The sequence below is a fragment of the Algoriphagus sp. genome (genome assembly GCF_024305035.1).
In the GTDB taxonomy this organism is placed as follows: Bacteria; Bacteroidota; Bacteroidia; order Cytophagales; family Cyclobacteriaceae; genus Algoriphagus.
In genome coordinates this window covers 38,598-58,548 of the sequence record NZ_JAMWZB010000026.1, presented here as the reverse complement: position 1 = coordinate 58,548, position 19,951 = coordinate 38,598, and the positions used below count along the sequence as shown (strand labels likewise).

Genomic DNA, 19,951 nt, shown 5'->3' with positions numbered 1-19,951 from the left:
AAGGAGGAACTTTATGTGATAAAATTCGAGAATTGGATAAGTAAGGCTTCCTAGTCAGTCGATTTCTAGGCTGAAATTTCTTTTGCTTCCTTTTTTGGCCGGATAAAAAGTCTTGAAAAATGGAGTTTACCTACCAAGCCAACAGTAACAAGCTGATTCAAGTGGCTGATGGTAACTTGAGTCAAACCTAAAACTCAAAGGATTTTATCGAGCGAAGCACCTCTGCTTATGCCTACGGTACCAACGGCGACCTAAAGTCCAATCTTGATAAGCAGATCAGTAACATCAGCTATAACCATTTGAATCTTCCGGTTGAGGTTTCATTCACTACTGGCGCAAAAATCAGCTTTGCATATGATGCGGAAGGAATCAAATTAACCCAGAAGGTATACAATACCAGCGGTTCTTTGACTAAAAAGCAGGACTATATAGGAGAGTTTGTGTTTCAGGACGGAGCTCTGGATTACCTGATTCATGAAGAAGGGAGGGTTGCAGTTGAATCGGGAACCTACCAATACGCGTATTTTAGGAAAGACCATTTGGGAAATGTGAGGCAGGTACTGCGAAATCCATCTACGCAGGTCTATATGGCAACGATGGAGACTCAAAATGCCGAAACGGAAGAACAGGAGTTAACCCAGATCCAGGCCTCCAGACAACTTGCACCGGAACACAACAAGACAGCAGGAGGAAACCAGGTGGCCTGGCTGAATGCCGACAGAGGAAGAATGGTGGGGCCGGGCAGAAGCCAGGAAATCTACGGAGGAGACAGTGTGAAGCTTCAGGTCTTTGGGAAGTATGCGGACTAAAAGGAGAAGAAGGCCAATGCAGGAAGCTTTGCGACCACGGGAGCTAAGGATAGACTGGTCAATGACCTGAATGAACTTGCGGGTGCCACCCAGCGAGGGGGAGGCGGCAATCCGATAGCGCTGTTCAATCTGGCGGATATTCTCGCTGGCCATCTGCAAAAGAAATCTGCTCCTGAAGCCTACCTGATGTATGCATTATGTGACAAAGACAGTAACCGATATGAAGTGGGCAAGAAAGTTTTGAGCAGAGATGCTGCCAATCAACATGAGGTTTTGGAAGAAAATCTGTACATTTCCAAAGACGGTTATATGGAAACCTTCGTGGTAAACGAGACCTCAGAGGATGTCTGGTTTGACAATATGATGCTGATGAGTTTGTCTTCGCCGATAGCCCAAGAAACTCATTATGATCCATGGGGGTTGGAATTGACTGGAATTGGATTTCAGTATGGGGGGATTAAGGCGAATAAGTACCTCTACAACGGGAAGGAATACACTGACCACCTAGGAGTGAACCTGTATGATTACGGGGCACGTTTTTATGATCCAGTTATAGGGAGATGGGCTGTTCCTGATCCGATGTCCCATCTCCGGGAATGGGTGTCGCCGTACAACTTCGTGCAGAACAACCCGCTGAACAGAATTGATCCTGATGGTAGATTTGATTGGGTTGTCAATAAGGACAACGAGATTTATTGGGATGACAATGCGACTTCCCAGGCAACAACAAAGACTGGTGAAACCTACTTGGGCAAATCCGGGACGGGAGTAGACGAACAGACCGGTAATACCGTAGTCTATAATTCCGATGGAAGTACAACAGAAGGGATTAGGAGTTTACCCGAATTTACAGTATCCTCACCTAACCCGGTTCAAGACGGTGTTTATAGAGGGAGAAGGGAGTTTGCTGCTGCTGCTCTTGGAGTGACAAAAGACGCTACGGGGAAAGTGGGGTTTGGAGCTACTGCTGCCGGGCTTGTAGCTGCTCCTTTTGCTCCACCGGTTGGAGCGGGGTTGTTAGCCGTCCGAGAATTATTTTCTGTTATTTCAGGAGTAAGTAGTGCTACTCTTAACTTTAACCAAGGTAATTATGGAGCTGCGGCGACTGATGCAGTTTTATTAGGGGCGGGGACGCAAGGAAATAGAGTTTTAGATAATCTTTTGAATAATGGTGTTATAGGGGCAACTGATGAGATTATTCTTAGGGCTACACAGAATACTGATATTGAAATAACTAACCAGTTAATTGTTCCTGCTATTCAAAAAAAGAAAGATAAATGATGGTTTGGGGTATAGTATTAATTCTGGCAGGGCTGTTTTTTTTGTATCAAACAATAAAACAACCAATAAAAGGAGATTACGGTTTTACCAATCTAAAAGGATATGCAGCAGGTCTTTTGTTTATTTTGATAGGTATTTATTTTATTTTTGAGTACTTCGGGTCACAATAAAAGTAGATAAAATGAAAAAGCCCGGCATTTCTGCCGGGCTTTTTCAATAAATATCCTTTCTGTGTCCTAAATCAATGACATCCACAAGCAGGACGCTGTCCTGTATCTCGTAGATGATTCGGTAATCGGCCACACGGACACGGTAGCCGTCCCTGCCTTTTAGTTTCTTGCAGCCTTTTGGGCGTGGGTCGTTCCCCAGGTCGAGTATGGCGGTCTTGATATTGGAATAATACGGTTCCGGAATCTTGGCGAGCTTTTTCTACGCTTTGCGCTCAACACGGACTTTGTACATTACTTTTGTTTTTGTTCGCGTTTTTTCTCGATCTCCCTGAAAGCCTGTTCTGCATCTATAAACTCCTGTTTGCCCTTCTTGGCGGCATCATAGAGTTTAATGTCTTCGAGTTCCTCCAGGTCATCGACCATTTTGTTATATTCCTTGATTGGAAGAATAACTGCGAGTTTTTTGCCGTGGTCATCTGTTACAAATTGTGTTCTCATTGCATATAAGCCTTTTGGGCGTTTGTGTCCCTGATTACAGTATCGATCAAAAAGAAAAGTTTGTCTTTTATGGTTGGGTTCAGGGCTTCGATCTCCTGCAGTCGCTGTACGGTCTTTTTGTCAAACCTTGCGTTTTGCCCTTCTCCCACCAGATAATCCAAAGACACCTCAAAGGCATCCGCAATCTTCTTGGCGGCATCGATGGATGGAACGGCTTCGCCCCGTTCATATTTACCGATCATTACCCGGGATACGCCGCTGTTGTTGGCCAAATCGGTCTGTGACCAGCCCTTGGAATCTCTTAAAGTTGCAATTATTTTGCCTGTTTCCATACCTGATAAGATACAATTATACTCTGTAATCTATGTTTATGGCAAATTTACGTAAATAAAAGATAGAATAAAACCTTTGGATACTTTTGTCTCTGATTGGAACAAGAAATATTTTTCTATAATCTTTCGATTATGGAGATCACCGATATCCAAACCGGACTGACGTTAAAAGGAAGTCCTGGAACATTATGGTCTGAAACCGGACAAACAAAGCAGGCTGAGCTGCCCGTTCCACCTGGACAAAACCCAGAGCCTACAGGTGTATGACAAGACCCAGACGGCCTACTGCTTCAGTACCTGCCCGATCCATGGGAAGAGCTTTAACGTGATCGACTTTATCATGCCTATGGAAAAAACGGACAACCACCAAGCGATCCTCAGAGCCAGAAAACTGATCACAAGAACGGCTTTCCACGGGAGTTTTAGCTAAACTCAATTCCTATTTTTTTCCATCCCTTTTTCTACACTAATTTTTTTTGCACGGTTGGGTCAAGTTTGCCAAGTGTATAGGGGCTGGATCTCTAGAAACTCCCTTCTTCTCAAATTCCTTCTTTTTATTGCTTTTTTATTTCCTTTTTTTAGTTCTGATCCGCTGAAAGCGATCTGTTTCTATTGGGTAGCCAAACCTTCAAACAAACTTTTCTCAATCAGGAAGGATAGGAGCGGGCGATTAGCTATTTTTGCCGCATGTTATCAATTAGTAACCTTTCATATTTTATCGGCGGGAGAGCCCTTTACGAAAATGCCAACCTACACATTAAGCCCAAGGACAAAATTGGGCTGGTGGGTCAAAATGGTACCGGTAAATCCACACTTTTACGGATAATCAATGGAGATTACCAAGCCACCACAGGGGAGGTGCAAAAAGCCAAAGATTGTACCATTGGGTTTTTGAACCAGGACTTGCTTTCCTATCAATCCGATGACAGCATTTTAAATGTTGCGCTTGCCGCATTTAAAGAGACCTTGGCATTGCAAGATGAGATCGATGAGGTATTGCATCAGATGGAGACCGATCATTCCGAAGAAATCATCAACCGCTTAGCCTATTTGCAGGATCGTTTTGAAGCCAATGAAGGGTATACCATTAAAGCCAAAGCGGAAGAGGTTTTGGAAGGGATTGGTTTTAAAACCGAGGATCTCCAAAAGCCCCTCCGTACGTTCTCCGGAGGCTGGAGAATGCGGGTGATGCTGGCAAAGTTGCTTTTGGAAAAACCCTCCCTGTTAATGCTGGATGAGCCGACCAACCACCTGGATTTACCCTCCATCCAATGGGTAGAAAATTACCTTAAAAACTACGAGGGAGCTGTTATCGTAGTCTCCCACGATCAGACTTTTTTGGATAACTGCATCAGCAGCACCGTTGAGGTGGCCAATCAAACCTTGACGCTATATCCCGGAAATTATTCTTTTTACAAGGAAGAGAAAAAACTGCGAATGGAGCTGCAGCAGAATGCCTACGAAAACCAGCAGCAGATGATCAAGCAGACCGAACGCTTTATCGAGCGCTTTAGAGCCAAAGCCACCAAGTCCAACCAGGTCCAATCCCGAATCAAGGCGCTTGACCGGATGGAACGGGTAAATGAGGTAGTCAACGATGAGGCTTTTGTCAATTTCAAGTTCAAATTTTCCCAAAAGTCCGGTCGTGATGTCGTGGTCTTGGATCAGGTTTCGAAGGCTTATGGAGCGTTGACTATTTTGAAAAATACCTCTGCCCGCATTGAGCGGGGAGATAAAATCGCCCTGATCGGAGCCAACGGGAAAGGAAAGTCCACCTTACTTCGAATCATCGATGGATCTGAAAAAATCGAGGGGAAACGCACCGAGGGCCACAACGTCATCAAATCCTTTTTTGCCCAGCATCAGCTGGAAGCCCTGACTTTGGATAATGAGATTTTGCAGGAAATGGCTCAGGCGGGAAGCGCCAAAACCGACACCGAATTACGCGGGGTCTTGGGGTGTTTTCTTTTTTCCAATGATGAGGTGTATAAAAAAATCAAAGTGCTCTCCGGAGGGGAAAAATCACGGGTGGCCTTAGCCAAAACCCTGATTTCAGAAGCGAATTTTTTGCTGCTGGATGAACCGACCAACCACCTGGATTTTCAGTCGGTTAATATTTTGATCCAGGCCTTACAGCAGTATGAAGGTACCTTTGTGACCGTTTCTCACGATCGCCATTTCATCCGGGGAGTAGCCAATAAAATCTGGTACATCGAAGATCAGCAGATCAAGGAGTACCCCGGAACCTATGATGAATATGAATTCTGGCGAAGTCAGCAGCAGCAAAGTCCAGTGAAGGAGGAAGTAAAAAGTCTACCCAAGGAAAAACCCAAACCCAGTCAAAGCGATGCCGAGCTCCAACAGGCTAAAAAGGAACTCAAGCGCCTGGAACGGGACTTGGAAGAATCCGAAGGGAAAATGGAGAAATTGGAGTCCCAAAAAGAAAAGCTGGAATTGGAATTGGCAGATCCGAATTTGTATGCTGACGAGCAAAAGGCTCAGCAGGTGCAGCAACAGTATCAATCGATCCAAGCCCAACTCGAGCAGGTGACCCAAACCTGGGAAAAACTAGTCGATGAAATTTCTGCCTTGCAGGAGGTTTTGGCTTAAGGGGATTAATGTCTATTTTCAGGCATGAATCAAGCAAAATCCTTCCTGTTGCTGTGGTGTTTTATCCTGGCCTCAGGTTCACTTCTGGCTCAGATCGAAGACCAAGTATACAAAGACCACATTTATTCAGTTCGTCTTTTTGCCACGGGATCTGATTTTTACAGTCAGTTAAATTCTCCGGTGGTTTCCATTGCCGATTCCCGATCATTGGTGCTACATTTTGATGATTTGGCTTATGATCCGGAGCTGTACTCGGTCAAATTGATTCATTGTGATGCGGATTGGAAACAATCCCAGTTGAAAAACAATGATTTTTTGTCCACGTTCAATGAATTTACCATTCAGGATTACGAGTATTCGGTCAATACCCGGATTCCCTACATTCATTATACCTTTCAGATCCCTCAAGTCACCAAATCCGGCAATTACATCGCTAAAGTGTACCGGGGAAGAGATGAAGAAGACCTGGTTTTGACCCGGAGATTTATGGTGTATGAGGATTTTTTTACGGTGGGGGCAGCCATCGTTCCGCCCACTCAAACCCAGGATAGACAGACTTCCCAGCAAGTCAACGTCACGGTCAACTATTCGAATGGGGAAATCATGGATCCCAACAATCAAATCCGTGTGGTAATCCGTAAAAACCAGCGTTGGGCCAATGCCAAGTCCTTTTCCAAACCGACGTTTTTGAACCAGAGCAGTAAATTGATGCGCTTTGAAAGCTTTGATGGGGAAAATACTTTTCCTGCTGGAAATGAATTTCGATTTGTGGATTTACGCTTTATTCGGGCAGCAGGGGTGAACATCGCCAATATAACGGTAGAAACAGATGTGATTTTTGCCGATGCCAAAATCGACAGCCCCCGAGACGATCTAGCCTATTCTCAATATTTGGATTTGAATGGGCAATATGTCGTGTTCAACAATGACCGGCCAGGAGGAGATCCGGAAATCGATAGCCAATACATTCTGACTAATTTTTACCTCAAATACCCTCAAACCACCACTCCCATTTACCTGGTCGGTTCGTTTACTGCTTGGGGAAAGTCACCGGATGCACAGCTTAAATGGAATGAGGAATTGGAGCTTTACGAAACGGCGGTTTTGTTAAAACAAGGCTGGTACGATTACCAATACGTACTAGGCGAGGAGCGGGATCCAGCGCCCTTTGAAGGAAACTATTTCCAAACCGAGAATGAATATGAAGTCATGGTGTATTACCGGGGCTTAGGATCACGCTATGATCAGTTGGTAGGCTATGTATACCTTCAGCCTAACCGCAGAAGGCTATAAAAAAATCCCGAGTGAATACCCGGGATTTTCTGCGTCAGTTAAGCTGCCATTTACTGGTAGTTTACATAGTTGGTTAATAATTGCAAATCTAGCTTCATGTCTTCATCCTCGGTTTCGGTCAGTCCCCGGAGAATAAAGGTATAGACGCGATTGCCTTTGAGCTCTACATCTGTTGCACTGACTAATACCTCTTCGGTATCCACCGAGATTACTTCGATATCGTAGATGTCTGTAGCGATATCGGAGAATCCGGAGTTCTCGCCAAAGGCCACATCGGTGGATAAGCGATCTTCCGAATCGCTGATTTTTACATAAACTTCTTCGGTATCCGGAGAGAGATGAACCAACCGAACCTGAGCCTCTTCTGCATTGGGTTCATCCCAGTCATCCTCCACCAAAATCGCATCTAAGTTCGCTACCTTGTTGAGGATAAATAAGGAATAAACCGTATCTGCTCCCAGCCTAAATTCCTTTTCCAGCAAGGAGGAGGCCGCATCAAAAGCGGTTACCTTGAATTGCCGCTCGCCTACATAAAAAGGACTGTAAGCCAATGCCTCTGCAAAATCAAGGGCTTGGTTATTGATTCGATTGGCGTCGGCATAGATATCGAGTTCAGGGGCATCAGGGGAACCTTGATACACCGAAACATAAGCAGTAGGTGGGAGATCTGGGTTTTCGATATCATCCAGGCAACTGCTCAGACCCAAAATTCCGGAAAGTGCAAGGGTACTGAAAGCTAGGGTAAGGCTTGGTTTTTTGAAAGAAATCAATCTTTTAATCATGATGTTGGATTTAGTTTTTATTCTGACCCCAATACGTAGCATCCCTGCATTTCGCTTCAATCCTTTTGTTAAAAAAGAGTAAATAGCAGAATATCAGGAAGGAAATTTCTTACAAATCCAAGATTGATCCTTTGAAAAACCAAAAGCAAGCATCGGAAGATGCCTGCTTTCGGTGTAATTTTAGCTTAACCGAGTCTTTGGTTTTACCTCAACAGGTTACTCATTTCTTCCAATTTGGGTTGGAAAGGTTGATCATACAGCCGTTTCCCGGTTGCTTTATACAGGGCATTGGCCACAGCGGCAAAAACAGGAGGGAAGAGAGGTTCTCCCAATCCGGTGGGGTCTTCGGTGCTATCCACAAAATGCACTTGGATATTTTTGGGTGCCTCTTGTTGACGGATCATGCGGTACTGGTCAAAATTCCGCTTGGTAGGCTTGCCGTTTTCGAAGGCCAACTCGCCAAAAAAAGCATTTCCAATGCCATCCACGATCGCTCCTTCCCCCATATTGGCAGCAGCATCCGGGTTCACCACGATCCCGCAATCCACGGCAGCATAGACATTTTCCACTTTTGGTGTACTTCCTTCCATTTTGAGATCCAATACCTCAGCCACGTAGGAATTGTGGCAGAAGTAGGCCGAAACTCCCCGGTGAACTCCAGCCGGCGGATTGCTCCATTTGGATTTTTCCCGTACAAGTTCCAGAACGCCTGCGTAACGCTTGGGATCATAATCGTTGTTTTCTCCGACTGGATTGGTTTGGGCGCGCTTGAGTAATTCCAAGCGGAATTCAATCGGATCCTTCCCCATTTCCTCGGCCAATTCATCCAAAAAGCTTTGCTCTGCTCCGGCAATAAAGTTGGATCGAGGTGCTCGGAAAGCCCCAATGGTGATGTTGGAAGGAATTTCCCAGCTTTCGGCTAAATAGTGGTCAATCGCCCCCGCCGGGAATCGGTTGGGATGGATTGGGGTTTCAGGGATTCCTCCAGCTTTGACATGAAATGCCACTAATTGATTGTTTTCATCCAATGCGGCCCGGTAGGTAGCCGAATAGGTGGGGCGGTAAATTCCATAGCCCATATCATCCTCCCGCGTGTAGACCATTTTGACCGGAGCCTGAATTTTTTGAGAAATCAAAGCCGCCTCAACCATATGGTGGCTATAGGCTCTTCGCCCAAATCCTCCGCCCATTCGAGCCAGGTTGATTTGAATGTTTTCTTTAGGTAAATCCAGGGCTTGGGCCAGCGTATTCATTATAAATTCAGGTGCCTGTGTCGGACCGTAGATTACGGCTTTGTCCGATTTTACATCTGCAAAGCAATTGATGGGCTCCATGGTATTATGAGCCAGAAATGGAGCATTATAGGTTCGCTCAATTACCTTTGCTGCCTTTTGGAATGCTGCTTCTGGATCTCCATCCCTTCGAAGTATATTTCCTGATTTTTGGATGTACTCAGCCATCTTAGCTTTATGATCGCTGGTGTTTTCCAGTCCAGCTGGGACTGTAACTGGAATTTTATTTCCAAAAGCATCCATGGTGAATTTACTTTCTGGGGCATTTTCCCATTCTGCTTGGAAGGCTTTTTTAGCCTGTAATACTTCCCAGGTTGAATTTCCTACGATTGCAATTACTTCGGGGAAGGTGGTGGTATCAAAGAAATTTCGTTCATAACCCTCCTTGAAAAGCTTAATCGTAAAGACATCCTGAATTCCGGGCATTCCCATGAGGGAGGACTTTTCAAAAGACTTGATCCTCATTCCAAATGCGGGAGGGTGAACAATGGCCGCATACTTCATTCCTTCCACTTTGTGGTCAATGGCATACATGGGCTGGCCGGTCACTATCTTTTTGCCATCAACATTCTTTTTCGAAGTCCCGATGATGGTAAAATTTTGGATATCCTTGAGTTTGACTTCTTCAGGAACCTCCAGGGTGGCCGCCAAACTGGCCACTTGTCCATACTGGACTTTTTTACCGGAGGCTTTATGCTCGAGGTGACCGTTTTCGGTGCTGATCTCTTTTGGATCCACCTTCCAGGTTTGAGCGGCAGCAGCAATAAGCATGGCCCGAGCCGTAGCACCCGCTGTACGGAGTGGGATCCAACCTTGACGAATCCCCTGGCTACCCCCGGTAAACTGGCGATCAAATCGCTCCGGGAAAAAGTCGGCTTGTTCGACGATAACCTGTTTCCAATTCACCCCAAGCTCTTCGGCTAAAATCATGGGCATGGAAGTTTTGACATTGGAGCCAAACTCTGGGTTGGGAGAAAAAAGCGTAACTGCTCCATTTTCACCGATTTTAATGTAGCTGTTGAGTTCAAACCATTCTTTGGGCATACCCAGGGTCTCCTCTGGGCTAGGCTTACAGCCTGCCAACCAAGAAAAGCTGAGGACCATTCCTCCCCCGGCAAGAGCAGAAACCTTCAGAAATGATCGTCTGTTGAGTTTTGTGTTTACAGTAGTCATGGATCTGAGGGATTACAGTTTTTGTGCTGCAGTTTTTACGGCAGCTTTGATTCTAAGGTAGGTTCCACATCGGCAAATATTCCCGTTGAGGGCATTCTCGATTTCTTCATCCGATGGCTTGGGATTATCGTTTAAAAGTGCTGCCGCAGTCATGATTTGACCGGCTTGGCAATACCCACATTGAGGAACATCATGCTCAATCCAGGCTTCTTGAAGGGGATGGTCTCCATTTTCTGAAAGCCCTTCGATGGTGGTGATTTCGGCTCCTTCAGCGCTGGAAACAGGAAGTGAACAGGAGCGAACCGCCGTACCGTCCAGATGGATGGTACAGGCACCGCATTGAGCAATGCCACAGCCGAATTTAGTCCCCACCAAATCCAAATGATCCCGCAATACCCAAAGCATTGGAGTGTTAGGGTCTACATCGACCTGCTTTGATTTTCCGTTGATGGTTAGATTGAAAATAGCCATATCCTATTTGTTTAAAGAATAAAGTTAGGGTTATTCTCGTAAGTTGTATTTACGAAAATCAAACAGAAGATTCTGTAAATCAATTTATTTACCTAAGCGAAGCTGATTCCAGAAAAAAAGGGTTTGCAAGCAGAGCTTAGTCTACCTTTAACCAGCTGCCCAGATTTTGAATTAAGGTAGATACCTGGTTCTCATCCATGGGTTTTTCCCAAAAATCAATAACCAGCTTATATTTTTTGGCTTTTTCCCGTTCATTTTTGTTCAAGGAGGAGGTAACCATGACTACTTTGACATCAGAATGTTTAATTTTTTTCATCAACCGGTCAAGAAATTCCCAGCCATTCATTTTGGGCATGTTGATGTCTAAAAAAATCAGAATTCGGTTTTGCTTATCATCAATAGAAAGAAGATAGTTTAAGGCGTTTTTGGCATCAAAAAACATACTGGGTTCAGGATGCAGCTTCCCCTCACTCACCATGATTTCATGAAGAAATAGGACTCCCGGATCATCATCGATAATCAGCACCTTAAACGGATTGTTTCTCATTCTTTTTTCAAATTTTCTGATTTGGCATGCGTTTCCTTGACGATCGCATCCAGTTGTTTGAGCGTCTGCAATAGTTCAACTTCCAAGTCCTGTTTCGTTTTCTTTACCTTGGAATAGTTGGAATAATTGATCAATACCTGATTGATTCCCATTGCTTTGGTTAAAGGCGCTCTAACCAGGTGAGACTGGTCCCAGGTGATTTCTTGTAATCTCAAATTTTGTTCCTCAATTTCTCGGACCGCCTCTTTGAGTTTTTCATTGGTTTTGCTGAGTTCAAGCGTCCTTCGTTCCACTTTGGCTTCTAATTCCCGCTTCATCTTACTGTTGAAGTGATACCTGAACATAAAATAAATCAACAGGAGCAAGGCAAGGGCCACGACCACCCAGAAATAAGCGGTTTCAAAAAATGTGGCTTCCACCACTATCGGTAAGGTTTGGATGATTTCATCCTGCCCAAATTTGAGGATTTTTACCTCCAAAGTGTACCTTCCAGGCTTCAGTCCATTGAAAATGAGCAAGCGCTGATCCTTGATAGGAAGCCAACTGTCGGAACGGTTGTCAATTCTATAAAAAAGAGAATATTGGGATGGATTTTCAAAATCAATCAAGCTAAAGGAAATCTGAAACATCCGAAGTCCGGGAGGGATCCGGATTTGATCCTCAATGGTTGTTTTTTGATTTCCAAGTTGAAGTTCGTCCCAAATAAAATTGGGTGGGGAAGTGGATGTGTTTGCCGTTACTTCAGGATCGATGATTCCCACCCCAGCCACCGTTGGGATCCATATTTTTCCTTGAAAATCCTGAATTGCTGCAGGAAAGATCAAGCCATTGGATTCGGAATTGGGCATGCCCAGGTTTTCATTGTAAAGGGTCGTGCCAATGAAAAAGTCTTCCTTGTCGGCCTGTTTGAATTTTTCCAGTTCGGCATCTGAAAAATACTGTACTCCAAAATTATTACTGATCCAAATGCCATTTCTGCCATCGTGGGTAATGCTGTAGACACTTTTGGTTTTTAACCCATTGGCTTTTTTTAGCGTTTTGAACCGTCCATTTTTCCTTACAATAAGACCACCATGTGTGGCAAACCAGACATCGCCCTGCTCGTCTTGATAGATCGCATAAATTACATCTTCACCTGGGGGTAGGGGAAGGGTTTGGTTTTGAATGAACTCCCCATTTTCTAGTTTAAAAATTCCCTGATTCATGGCCCCAATCAGAATCTGCTTATTTTTTAATTCTGCAATGCTGATAAAATTGGTTGTAGCAAATTGTTCGGGAAGGGTTACCGCGTGAAACGCCCCGGTTTCATCAAAATAATGTATCCCCCCTCGTCGGGTCAATACCCAAAGCCAGCCTTTGGAATCCAAAAATACCGCATTGGTATAATTGCCTCGAAGCCCATCTTCTTGGGTAATCTGATCGATAATTTTTCCGGTTTTTGGATCGATGACCGAAATACCCAAAATAGTACCGGCATAGATTTTTCCCCGAGCTTCTCCCAGGGTAGTGATTCGGTTTTGAAGTAAGCCTTCCGATTCGGTAAGGGATTGAATTTTTTCTTCTTTGATCCAAAATAACCCACTGGACTTGGTTCCAATCCAAATGCTGCTGTCGGAGGCCTGAAAAATCGCTTTGATGTTCTTTTCCTCCAGTTGGGGAAAGTCAGGTTGGATTACCTGGGCGGGTTTGACCAAAGCCAGACCTTTTCCCAAGGTACCCAAATAAAGGTTCTCCTTTTCCTTGATGATTTTCCGTACCGTATAGGTTTGCAATTCTGGATAGCTAATGCGGTTTACTTTTCCTTTTTCGATCAAAACCAACCCTTTTTCATTGGACCCGGCCCAGATTCGATGTTGGGAATCGGTAGTCAAACTACTGGGGTTGATGTCGCGGATTTGTTCGATCGGGACTTCGGGTTGAAGCTTAAGGTCCTCGGTTAGGGTATAGATGCCCGAATCTGGAGAATAAATAAAAATAGACTCCAAGCTACCAAATACTTTATGGACCGAAAAGCTGTCTGGAGTCAGCAGGTTCACGGTTTGGTTTTCAAGATGGACCTCATAAAGCCCTTGGGTTGTTCCAACCAAAAGATGAGTTGGGCTGAGGTGGAAAAAACCGTGTATTTCGAGTTTAACCTCAGGTTTCCAAAATTCCAGTAGCCTGAATTCCCCATTTTGATACCGATAGATTTCTCCTTTTTGCGTACCGATCAAAAGCGCTCCGGAAGGGTCTTCGGTGACCGCTCGGATCCAGGTGTTTTCGGTGATTTGCCTACAGTCTATTACTTTTCGGATGGTTTTTTCCAGCAGGACCACACTTCGGTCGGCCGTGGCCCATAGTCCTCCCGGGGTTTTGAAAAAGGTGTAATAGGTTTGCTCGATCATTTCCGGATAGCCATCTTGGTCAAAGACCTTGGGTGAGGATCCGTCAAATCGAACCAAACCTTCTTCGGTAGATATCCATAAGTACCCATGGTTATCCTTTTCCAGAGCCATCACAGAATTTTGAGGAAATCCCTTGGTGTTATCCCAAGTCTCAAATACGTAATTGGTAGAAATCCTTAAGGAATCTACTTGAAAGTCAAGATGTGCTGCTCCAGTGGCTTTGGTTTCTATGAGGTAAAAAACCAGGATCAATACATAAAGGACTGTAAATTTATTTTTATTACTTGGCTTCAAAACAGAGCAAACCGGGGGATTAAGGTTTTGAAATGGGTTTTAAACTATGCTGCTGAACGTTTCGAATAGGAGAAATCCAGGGGTAAATTTTAAGTAATCGCTCCTATGCATGTATTGAAATTTAGACTAATTTTTGGGATAAAAATATGTAATCCCTATAATTTTTTTTCATTAACTAAGTTGTTTGATTCAGTCTTTTGACTTAAAGCAAAAAACAGCCGATATATTTCAATTTTTTTAGTATTACTGTACTTCTCCGGGAGAACGGGTCAAGAAAAAAAATAAAAAAAAATTATATCGACAGGAATATTTCCTCAGCCAACGGGAGTATTCTGCCGGTGAAGGGGTAAGCTCCCCCGAAAATTGGGTCAGTCAAAAGTTTACTGTACACCCGAAAGGGAAGCTTGTAGGAATAGGAATGATTTGGGTAAAGGAAAGAGAAGAGCACAAAATTGAGAATGCAGCCCTAGCTGGCTGGCTCGGAAGTAAAAAACAATTAAAAAGGCTAATCATTTACCGATTAGCCTTTTCTAAATCTTTCTGCTTATTGAGGCAGAAGCACAGTATCAATGACGTGAACTACCCCGTTGGTTCCCTCCAAATCAGCAGCAACAACGGTTGCCCCGCCAATACTTACTTTCCCATCAGCGATAGAAACCGTCAATTCCTGCCCATTGAGCGTGGTTACCACTTGTCCATCGCTTAGATCGCCAGAAAGTACATTACCGGCAACCACATGATAGGTTAGAATGCCAGTCAATTTCTCCTTGTTCTCAGGCTTTAGCAAATCCTCAACTGTACCAGCAGGAAGGGCTTCAAATGCCGCATTGGTAGGTGCGAAAACTGTGAATGGTCCATCACCGCTTAGGGTTTCTACCAGTTCAGCCGCTTTTACAGCTGCTACCAAGGTCGTGTGATCGGGTGAACCGATGGCAATATCCACCACGGTATTGGAAGCTACCGGCTCTTCAGCAACTTCTTCCACGGGTGCCATGGTTTCTTCAGTGGTTTCTTCTTTTGGGGCACTGCATGCAGTCCAAAATCCAAGTGCAAGAAAACTTCCTGCCAATACTAAAATTCTTGATTTTTTCATCGTTTGAAGGTTTTTTAGATGTAGTTAGTAAAACAAAGGTGCGGTTGGAAAGTTTAAAAAAATCTTATTTTTAACGATTCTGGGAGAAAGTGGAACAATTGAAAATCAGAATTTTAGGCTGCTAAACCATTTTTCACTCCTTTTTCAAGCTTTATTTCTTTTTCTCCATCTATGACAACTAGAATTCCATCCCGCTCGTATCCACCTCGAATGGAAAATCCCGATAGAATCAGACAGCCTTCACAAGACTCTTCCAGCGTATCAAAACTGCTTCCGATGTTATAGCCTCCATGGGTAGTAAAGGGGATCAAAGTCTTTCTTAATTAGGTTATTCTTCCTGATAAAGCTTTTTATCGGAGGTAGTCATTGCATACTCCTAGTAGGGAATCCCAGGAAAACCACTTCTATTTTATTCCGATCGTGGATTGTGGGTTTTTCAGGTGGAAGAAAGCCAGTCTCATTTTCTCTGACTCCTTGGGACACAATGGATGGGTAGTCTTCTGGATAGGGTGTCTTTAATTCCACTTCGACCAATCTACCTCCAACTTCTTTCTGAATTATCTTGGCTACGCCTTTAGTGTGCTAGGTTCGGGAGAGGTAGTTAATGAGTAGTTGATTTGAGTCCGTTTTACCGGTACTCATTTTTACCTCACGCTGAATTTGGTTAGCACTACTCAAGGTACTGAACAGAAGAATGAAAAGGCAGAAATATTTCATGTTCTGTCCGATTTAGTTTTTTCAAGAGGAAAGTGGGCTAACTCCTCTAGTTTTAGCGATCTGCAGTTCCTATGAGTCGGGTAAAAGATAACGAACCTAGCTTCCAACCCTCTGCTTTTTTGATGTACACTTCGGTGACTTCAAAGGGATTAGTTACTTCATTTCCGCCAACCTCGGCTACCAAGGTGATCCGGTTGAGAAGTATGGCTGTATTTTCAATGATTTCCACAGATACTTCGTGGATGTCCGCTTTTTTATACCAAATGCCTCCGCTTCGGATAATGTTAATTTCCTGCGCTTTCCCCCAAGATCCGCCCATGTGAACGAAGACAGATTGGTCGTCAAACAATTCAGCGAGCTTGTCGGCTTCTTTGTCTGCCATCCATTGCCATTTGGTTTTGGAAAGGGAAATGACTTCCTGTTTTTCAGCAGTATTTTGGGCAAAAGAAAGGGATACACTGAGAAGGAAAACAACTAAACTAAATGTGGTGTTTTTCATGCTTGTTTGGTTTGGATAAACAGCCGAAGCGAGCAACAGCCTTGCTCATGGTGGGGGTTTCGGTTAGAAGAAAGATTCCATCTAAGGCTTTGCCTTACAAATTTTGAAAGGAGGAATTTTACTTCTCAATCTCATGGGTGTCCCGTACACTACTGAAGGTTAAAGCCAGCATTTTCCAGTCCGTTTCCTCTTTCTGATAAACTTCGGTTACGGTGAATTCGGTGGCTACATCATTTCCTCGGACATGGGCCGTCAACGTGATTCGGTTCCATACGATAGCAGTGTTTCCCAGGATCTCGATTGCGGTATCGTGGACATCGGCTTTTTTATACCAAATGCTTCCCGTTTCGATGATTTCAAGTTCGCGTTCAGTGGTCCAAGTACCACTCATGTGTACGAACTTGGCTTCTGGATGGAAGAGGGGAGTTAGTTTGGCGATGTCCTTATCGGCCATCCACTGCCATTTGTCCAGGGAGAGCTGTTTGATTTCCTGCTCAACGGAAGTCTGAGCAATTGCGAAACTGGCACAAAAGAAAAAGAGGAAAAGGATGAGGTATTTTTTCATGATCAAGTCGTTTTTTGCCTGGTATTCAATTTTTGTCCTTACAAAATTCACAGTTATTTCTCCTGATAGCTAATGATTTTCAAACCTTTTCTTATCCAATTCAAATAATTACTTGTATTTATATTCTTGTTAAGTGGTTTTTTTTCCTTTGGGAATAGCAGAGAAGGAGTTCGTGTAATTTTTTGTTTGAAAATCGTAACTTATCATTTGATATGCATTAACTTCTTCTCTTGATTTTCCCGCAATTTTGTGGAGTAATTCAACTAAATCATGGGAACAGCCACCGTTGGGTCTAAAGAAGTAAGCTTTCTGGACAATCAATTGCTCAAATCAATGGTATTTTGCCTGTTGTCTTTTGCATTGATTTTTGTAAATTCCATTTCCCATGCACAGGAGCCTGAAAACCGCCAGTTGAGTGGTACGATAACGGCTACTAACAATGGGGTTTCAATTATTCCCTCCTTTTCTTTGGGAAGACCTGCCGTTTTCTTTGATCTGTCCATGGGAGGGAAGCGGCTATCCTTTGATCCGATGCTTCGCTTCGGGATGGATGGAAAGCCTTGGACATTTATTTTCTGGGGAAGGTATAAGGTGATTAAGAATAAGCGGTTTTCCCTCAGCTTGGGAGGACATCCTGCTTTCTTGTTTCAGGAGAATAAAATAAGGGTGAATGGAAAGGAAGAAAAGGCTTTCATCGCCAATCGTTACCTTGCCGGTGAGCTAAATCTGAATTATAAAATGACTAACCGATTTTCGCTCGGGTTCTATTACCTCCGTGGTTCTGGAATTCAAGTGATTGCGGCGAAGGACTCGGACTTTTTGGCCTTGAATGGAGCGATTTCTGACTTAAACTTGATCAATGAGTGGAGTCTGACGGTCAATCCTCAAGTCTTTTTCCTTCAGGTAGATGAAAACTCCGGGTATTATGCCAATTCGGCTCTTACCCTTAAACATGGAGCCATGCCTTTTCAGTTACAGACTTTTTTAAACCAAAAAATCAAATCCACCATCCCCGGAAATGACTTGGTTTGGAATGTGAGTCTGCTTTATAAATTCGAAAACCGATATGCTCAAAAATAAAACGATGGAAAATCCTGAAAATCCCGAAAGTCTGGAGGAGTTTTACAAGCGCAAGTTCAATTGGATTCCCGAATCGATCGCCGGTGAGATCGGTCATTTCAATCTGTTTCGACTGGAACCTTATTTTGAAGGAAAGCTCAAAGCGGTGCCCTACCGAAGAAGGGACTTTTATAAAGTCATGCTGGTCAAAGGAGCAAGTACGGTTCACTATGCAGACCGGATCTATGAAGTTAAAAAGCAGGCCCTTTCCTTTTCCAATCCCCTTGTACCCTATAAGTGGGATCACCTGTCTGCCGAAACTCAAGGGATTTATTGCATTTTCAATCCTCACTTTTTTATGAATTTCGGGCAAATTCAACAGTATGAGGTATTTCACCCCAATGGGACTCACATCTTCGAACTCAGTGATGATGAAACAGAGGAAGTGGAAAAAATCTTTGAAAAAATGCAGAACGAATTTAACTCCGAATACAAATACAAGTATGATTCACTTCGGGCTCTGGTTTTTGAATTGATTCATTTTGGGATGAAGCTGCAGCCTGCCCAAATCCAGATGGCCCAGCATGGCAATGCATCCCTTCGGATCGCCTCTATTTTTTTAGAGTTACTGGAGAGGCAATTTCCGGTCGACGATACGCACCAAACCATTGGGTTGCGGGCTCCGGCAGAATTTGCCGATCAACTCAATATTCATGTCAATCACCTCAATCGGGCCGTAAAGGAAATGACCGGAAAAACCACCAGTCAACTCATTGCTGACCGGTTGATCCAGGAGGCAAAAATTCTCCTCAAGCAAAGCAGCTGGAATGTTTCTGAAATCGCCTATTCGCTGGGATTTACGGAGGTGACGCATTTCAATAATTTTTTCAAAAAACACCTGGATTTAAATCCTACCCAATTTAGAAAAGGGGGAATCAATCCGCGAAAATCAGAAAACAATAGATAGATAGGATAACCAAAAATCCAGGCTCCTTGATCTTGGTTTTTTTCTTAGGGGAATTCCTAGGATAAATAAGTCGTTTTAGGAAGGATTGGCTTTTCGAGGGTTGATTCTTACATAAAAAGCTGGTAACATCGCATATGCTACAGGACAATTTTGGACGTATTCACGATTACCTCAGGATCTCGCTGACCGATCACTGCAATTTTCGCTGCTCCTATTGCATGCCGCAGGAGGAAATGGAGTGGATGCCCCAGTCCAAGTTGATGCGTAAGGAGGAGATTTTAACACTCGCCCAAACCTTTATCGGCCTGGGGGTAAAAAAAATCCGGCTGACCGGTGGGGAGCCTTTGGTCAGAAAAGAATTTCCGGAGTTGATGCAGGCCCTTTCCCGCTATCCTGTGGAGTTGACCTTGACGACCAACGGGGTGTTGATTCACAAGCAGTTGGAAACCTTGAAAAAAGCCGGAGTTCGTTCTGTCAATGTGTCTTTGGATACGCTGAATCGAAAGAAATTCCTCCAGCTCACCCGGCGCGATCAGTTTGAGCAGGTTTGGGAAAATATCCTGCTCTTGCTCCGGGAGAATTTTCGGGTCAAACTCAATGCGGTGGCGCTCCATGGATTGATCGAGGAAGAGATCTGTGATTTTGTGTCTTTGACCGAAAAACTCCCCCTTCATGTGCGTTTTATTGAGTTTATGCCGTTTTCTGGAAACCATTGGCAAAGTAAAAAAGTAATAACCGCCGCTCAGATGTTGGAATTGGTTGGCAAGAACTTTGAAATGATTAAGCTGGAGGACAAAATTCACGATACCACCAAAAAATACCAGGTTCCGGGTTTTGCGGGAACTTTCGCCTTTATTACCACCATGAGCGAAAACTTCTGTGCGGGCTGCAATCGCATCCGATTAACTGCCGATGGCAAGATCAAAAATTGTTTGTTTGGAAAAGAAGAGTTGGATCTGTTAGGAGCTTTGCGAAACGGGGAGGATGTGGAAGCCCTCATTCGACTTTCCCTTTCCCGAAAGCACCAGGCTCTTGGAGGGCAATTTGATCCCGATTACCTCAAGGCCAATCCGGATGCCATCCAAAATCGGAGTATGATCAAAATCGGAGGCTAA

General features: G+C 44.0%; 20 protein-coding genes. 8 read left to right on the top strand and 12 right to left on the bottom strand.

Going from position 1 to position 19,951, the window contains the following annotated elements; all coding sequences use genetic code 11:
- The first annotated feature begins 299 nt into the window (after positions 1-299).
- A complete protein-coding gene (locus Q0L00_RS14935) occupies positions 300-809 on the top strand; it encodes a hypothetical protein (RefSeq protein ID WP_297337687.1) in 510 nt (169 codons plus the stop codon).
- Between the two features lie 186 nt (positions 810-995).
- Positions 996-2,090 carry an RHS repeat-associated core domain-containing protein gene (locus Q0L00_RS14930; protein WP_297337686.1) on the top strand — a complete coding sequence of 365 codons (1,095 nt, stop codon included), beginning with the start codon at positions 996-998 and terminating at the stop codon, positions 2,088-2,090.
- A gap of 213 nt (positions 2,091-2,303) precedes the next feature.
- Here Q0L00_RS14930 and Q0L00_RS19730 read toward each other — a convergent pair whose 3' ends face one another.
- The 3 genes from Q0L00_RS19730 to Q0L00_RS14920 are packed head-to-tail and all read right to left on the bottom strand — an operon-like array spanning position 2,304 to position 3,090.
- Entirely contained in the window at positions 2,304-2,504 is a 201-nt protein-coding gene (locus Q0L00_RS19730; RefSeq protein WP_363318554.1) for a type II toxin-antitoxin system RelE/ParE family toxin, read from the bottom strand.
- A 47-nt stretch (positions 2,505-2,551) separates the two neighbouring features.
- Entirely contained in the window at positions 2,552-2,758 is a 207-nt protein-coding gene (locus Q0L00_RS14925) for a hypothetical protein (RefSeq protein WP_297337685.1), read from the bottom strand.
- On the bottom strand, positions 2,755-3,090 hold the full coding sequence (locus Q0L00_RS14920; protein ID WP_297337684.1) for a helix-turn-helix transcriptional regulator: 336 nt from the start codon (positions 3,088-3,090) through the stop codon (positions 2,755-2,757). Before Q0L00_RS14920 ends, Q0L00_RS14925 begins: the two co-directional genes overlap by 4 nt.
- 259 nt (positions 3,091-3,349) lie before the next feature.
- Here Q0L00_RS14920 and Q0L00_RS14915 point away from each other — a divergent pair, with 259 nt between their 5' ends.
- The 3 genes from Q0L00_RS14915 (at position 3,350) to Q0L00_RS14905 (ending at position 6,993) form a co-directional block, all read left to right on the top strand.
- On the top strand, positions 3,350-3,520 hold the full coding sequence (locus Q0L00_RS14915) for a hypothetical protein (protein ID WP_297337683.1): 171 nt from the start codon (positions 3,350-3,352) through the stop codon (positions 3,518-3,520).
- A 257-nt stretch (positions 3,521-3,777) separates the two neighbouring features.
- Positions 3,778-5,700, top strand: a complete 1,923-nt coding sequence (gene abc-f / locus Q0L00_RS14910; RefSeq protein WP_297337682.1) for a ribosomal protection-like ABC-F family protein — start codon at positions 3,778-3,780, stop codon at positions 5,698-5,700.
- Between the two features lie 24 nt (positions 5,701-5,724).
- Complete coding sequence (locus Q0L00_RS14905; RefSeq protein ID WP_297337681.1) at positions 5,725-6,993, top strand: DUF5103 domain-containing protein; 1,269 nt, start codon at positions 5,725-5,727, stop codon at positions 6,991-6,993.
- 50 nt (positions 6,994-7,043) lie between these two features.
- On the opposite strand, the gene Q0L00_RS14900 is transcribed toward Q0L00_RS14905, so the two are convergent.
- The 9 genes from Q0L00_RS14900 to Q0L00_RS14860 all read right to left on the bottom strand — a co-directional run bounded on the left by Q0L00_RS14900 (position 7,044) and on the right by Q0L00_RS14860 (position 16,810).
- The gene (locus Q0L00_RS14900) at positions 7,044-7,775 is read right to left on the bottom strand and encodes a DUF4397 domain-containing protein (protein WP_297337680.1); all 732 of its coding nucleotides are present in this window, start codon (positions 7,773-7,775) and stop codon (positions 7,044-7,046) included.
- A gap of 203 nt (positions 7,776-7,978) precedes the next feature.
- Complete coding sequence (locus Q0L00_RS14895) at positions 7,979-10,240, bottom strand: molybdopterin cofactor-binding domain-containing protein (protein ID WP_297337679.1); 2,262 nt, start codon at positions 10,238-10,240, stop codon at positions 7,979-7,981.
- Between the two features lie 12 nt (positions 10,241-10,252).
- Positions 10,253-10,711 carry a (2Fe-2S)-binding protein gene (locus tag Q0L00_RS14890; protein WP_297337678.1) on the bottom strand — a complete coding sequence of 153 codons (459 nt, stop codon included), beginning with the start codon at positions 10,709-10,711 and terminating at the stop codon, positions 10,253-10,255.
- 136 nt (positions 10,712-10,847) lie between these two features.
- Positions 10,848-11,258, bottom strand: a complete 411-nt coding sequence (locus Q0L00_RS14885) for a response regulator (RefSeq protein ID WP_297337677.1) — start codon at positions 11,256-11,258, stop codon at positions 10,848-10,850.
- The gene (locus Q0L00_RS14880) at positions 11,255-13,936 is read right to left on the bottom strand and encodes a two-component regulator propeller domain-containing protein (protein ID WP_297337676.1); all 2,682 of its coding nucleotides are present in this window, start codon (positions 13,934-13,936) and stop codon (positions 11,255-11,257) included. The genes Q0L00_RS14885 and Q0L00_RS14880 overlap by 4 nt, the downstream gene beginning before the upstream one ends.
- 544 nt (positions 13,937-14,480) lie before the next feature.
- Entirely contained in the window at positions 14,481-14,930 is a 450-nt protein-coding gene (locus Q0L00_RS14875; protein ID WP_297337705.1) for a fasciclin domain-containing protein, read from the bottom strand.
- A 212-nt stretch (positions 14,931-15,142) separates the two neighbouring features.
- Positions 15,143-15,340: a hypothetical protein gene (locus Q0L00_RS14870; RefSeq protein ID WP_297337675.1), complete on the bottom strand. Its 198-nt coding sequence runs from the start codon at positions 15,338-15,340 to the stop codon at positions 15,143-15,145.
- A 458-nt stretch (positions 15,341-15,798) separates the two neighbouring features.
- Entirely contained in the window at positions 15,799-16,245 is a 447-nt protein-coding gene (locus Q0L00_RS14865; protein WP_297337674.1) for a nuclear transport factor 2 family protein, read from the bottom strand.
- 118 nt (positions 16,246-16,363) lie between these two features.
- Positions 16,364-16,810 (bottom strand): nuclear transport factor 2 family protein, encoded by a 447-nt coding sequence (locus Q0L00_RS14860; protein ID WP_297337673.1) that lies wholly within the window; start codon positions 16,808-16,810, stop codon positions 16,364-16,366.
- A 270-nt stretch (positions 16,811-17,080) separates the two neighbouring features.
- On the opposite strand from Q0L00_RS14860, the gene Q0L00_RS14855 reads away from it, so the two are divergent.
- The 3 genes from Q0L00_RS14855 to moaA all read left to right on the top strand — a co-directional run bounded on the left by Q0L00_RS14855 (position 17,081) and on the right by moaA (position 19,951).
- Positions 17,081-17,890: a hypothetical protein gene (locus Q0L00_RS14855; protein WP_297337672.1), complete on the top strand. Its 810-nt coding sequence runs from the start codon at positions 17,081-17,083 to the stop codon at positions 17,888-17,890.
- Positions 17,877-18,836, top strand: a complete 960-nt coding sequence (locus tag Q0L00_RS14850; RefSeq protein ID WP_297337671.1) for a helix-turn-helix transcriptional regulator — start codon at positions 17,877-17,879, stop codon at positions 18,834-18,836. The genes Q0L00_RS14855 and Q0L00_RS14850 overlap by 14 nt, the downstream gene beginning before the upstream one ends.
- 134 nt (positions 18,837-18,970) lie before the next feature.
- Positions 18,971-19,951: a GTP 3',8-cyclase MoaA gene (moaA, locus tag Q0L00_RS14845; RefSeq protein WP_297337670.1), complete on the top strand. Its 981-nt coding sequence runs from the start codon at positions 18,971-18,973 to the stop codon at positions 19,949-19,951.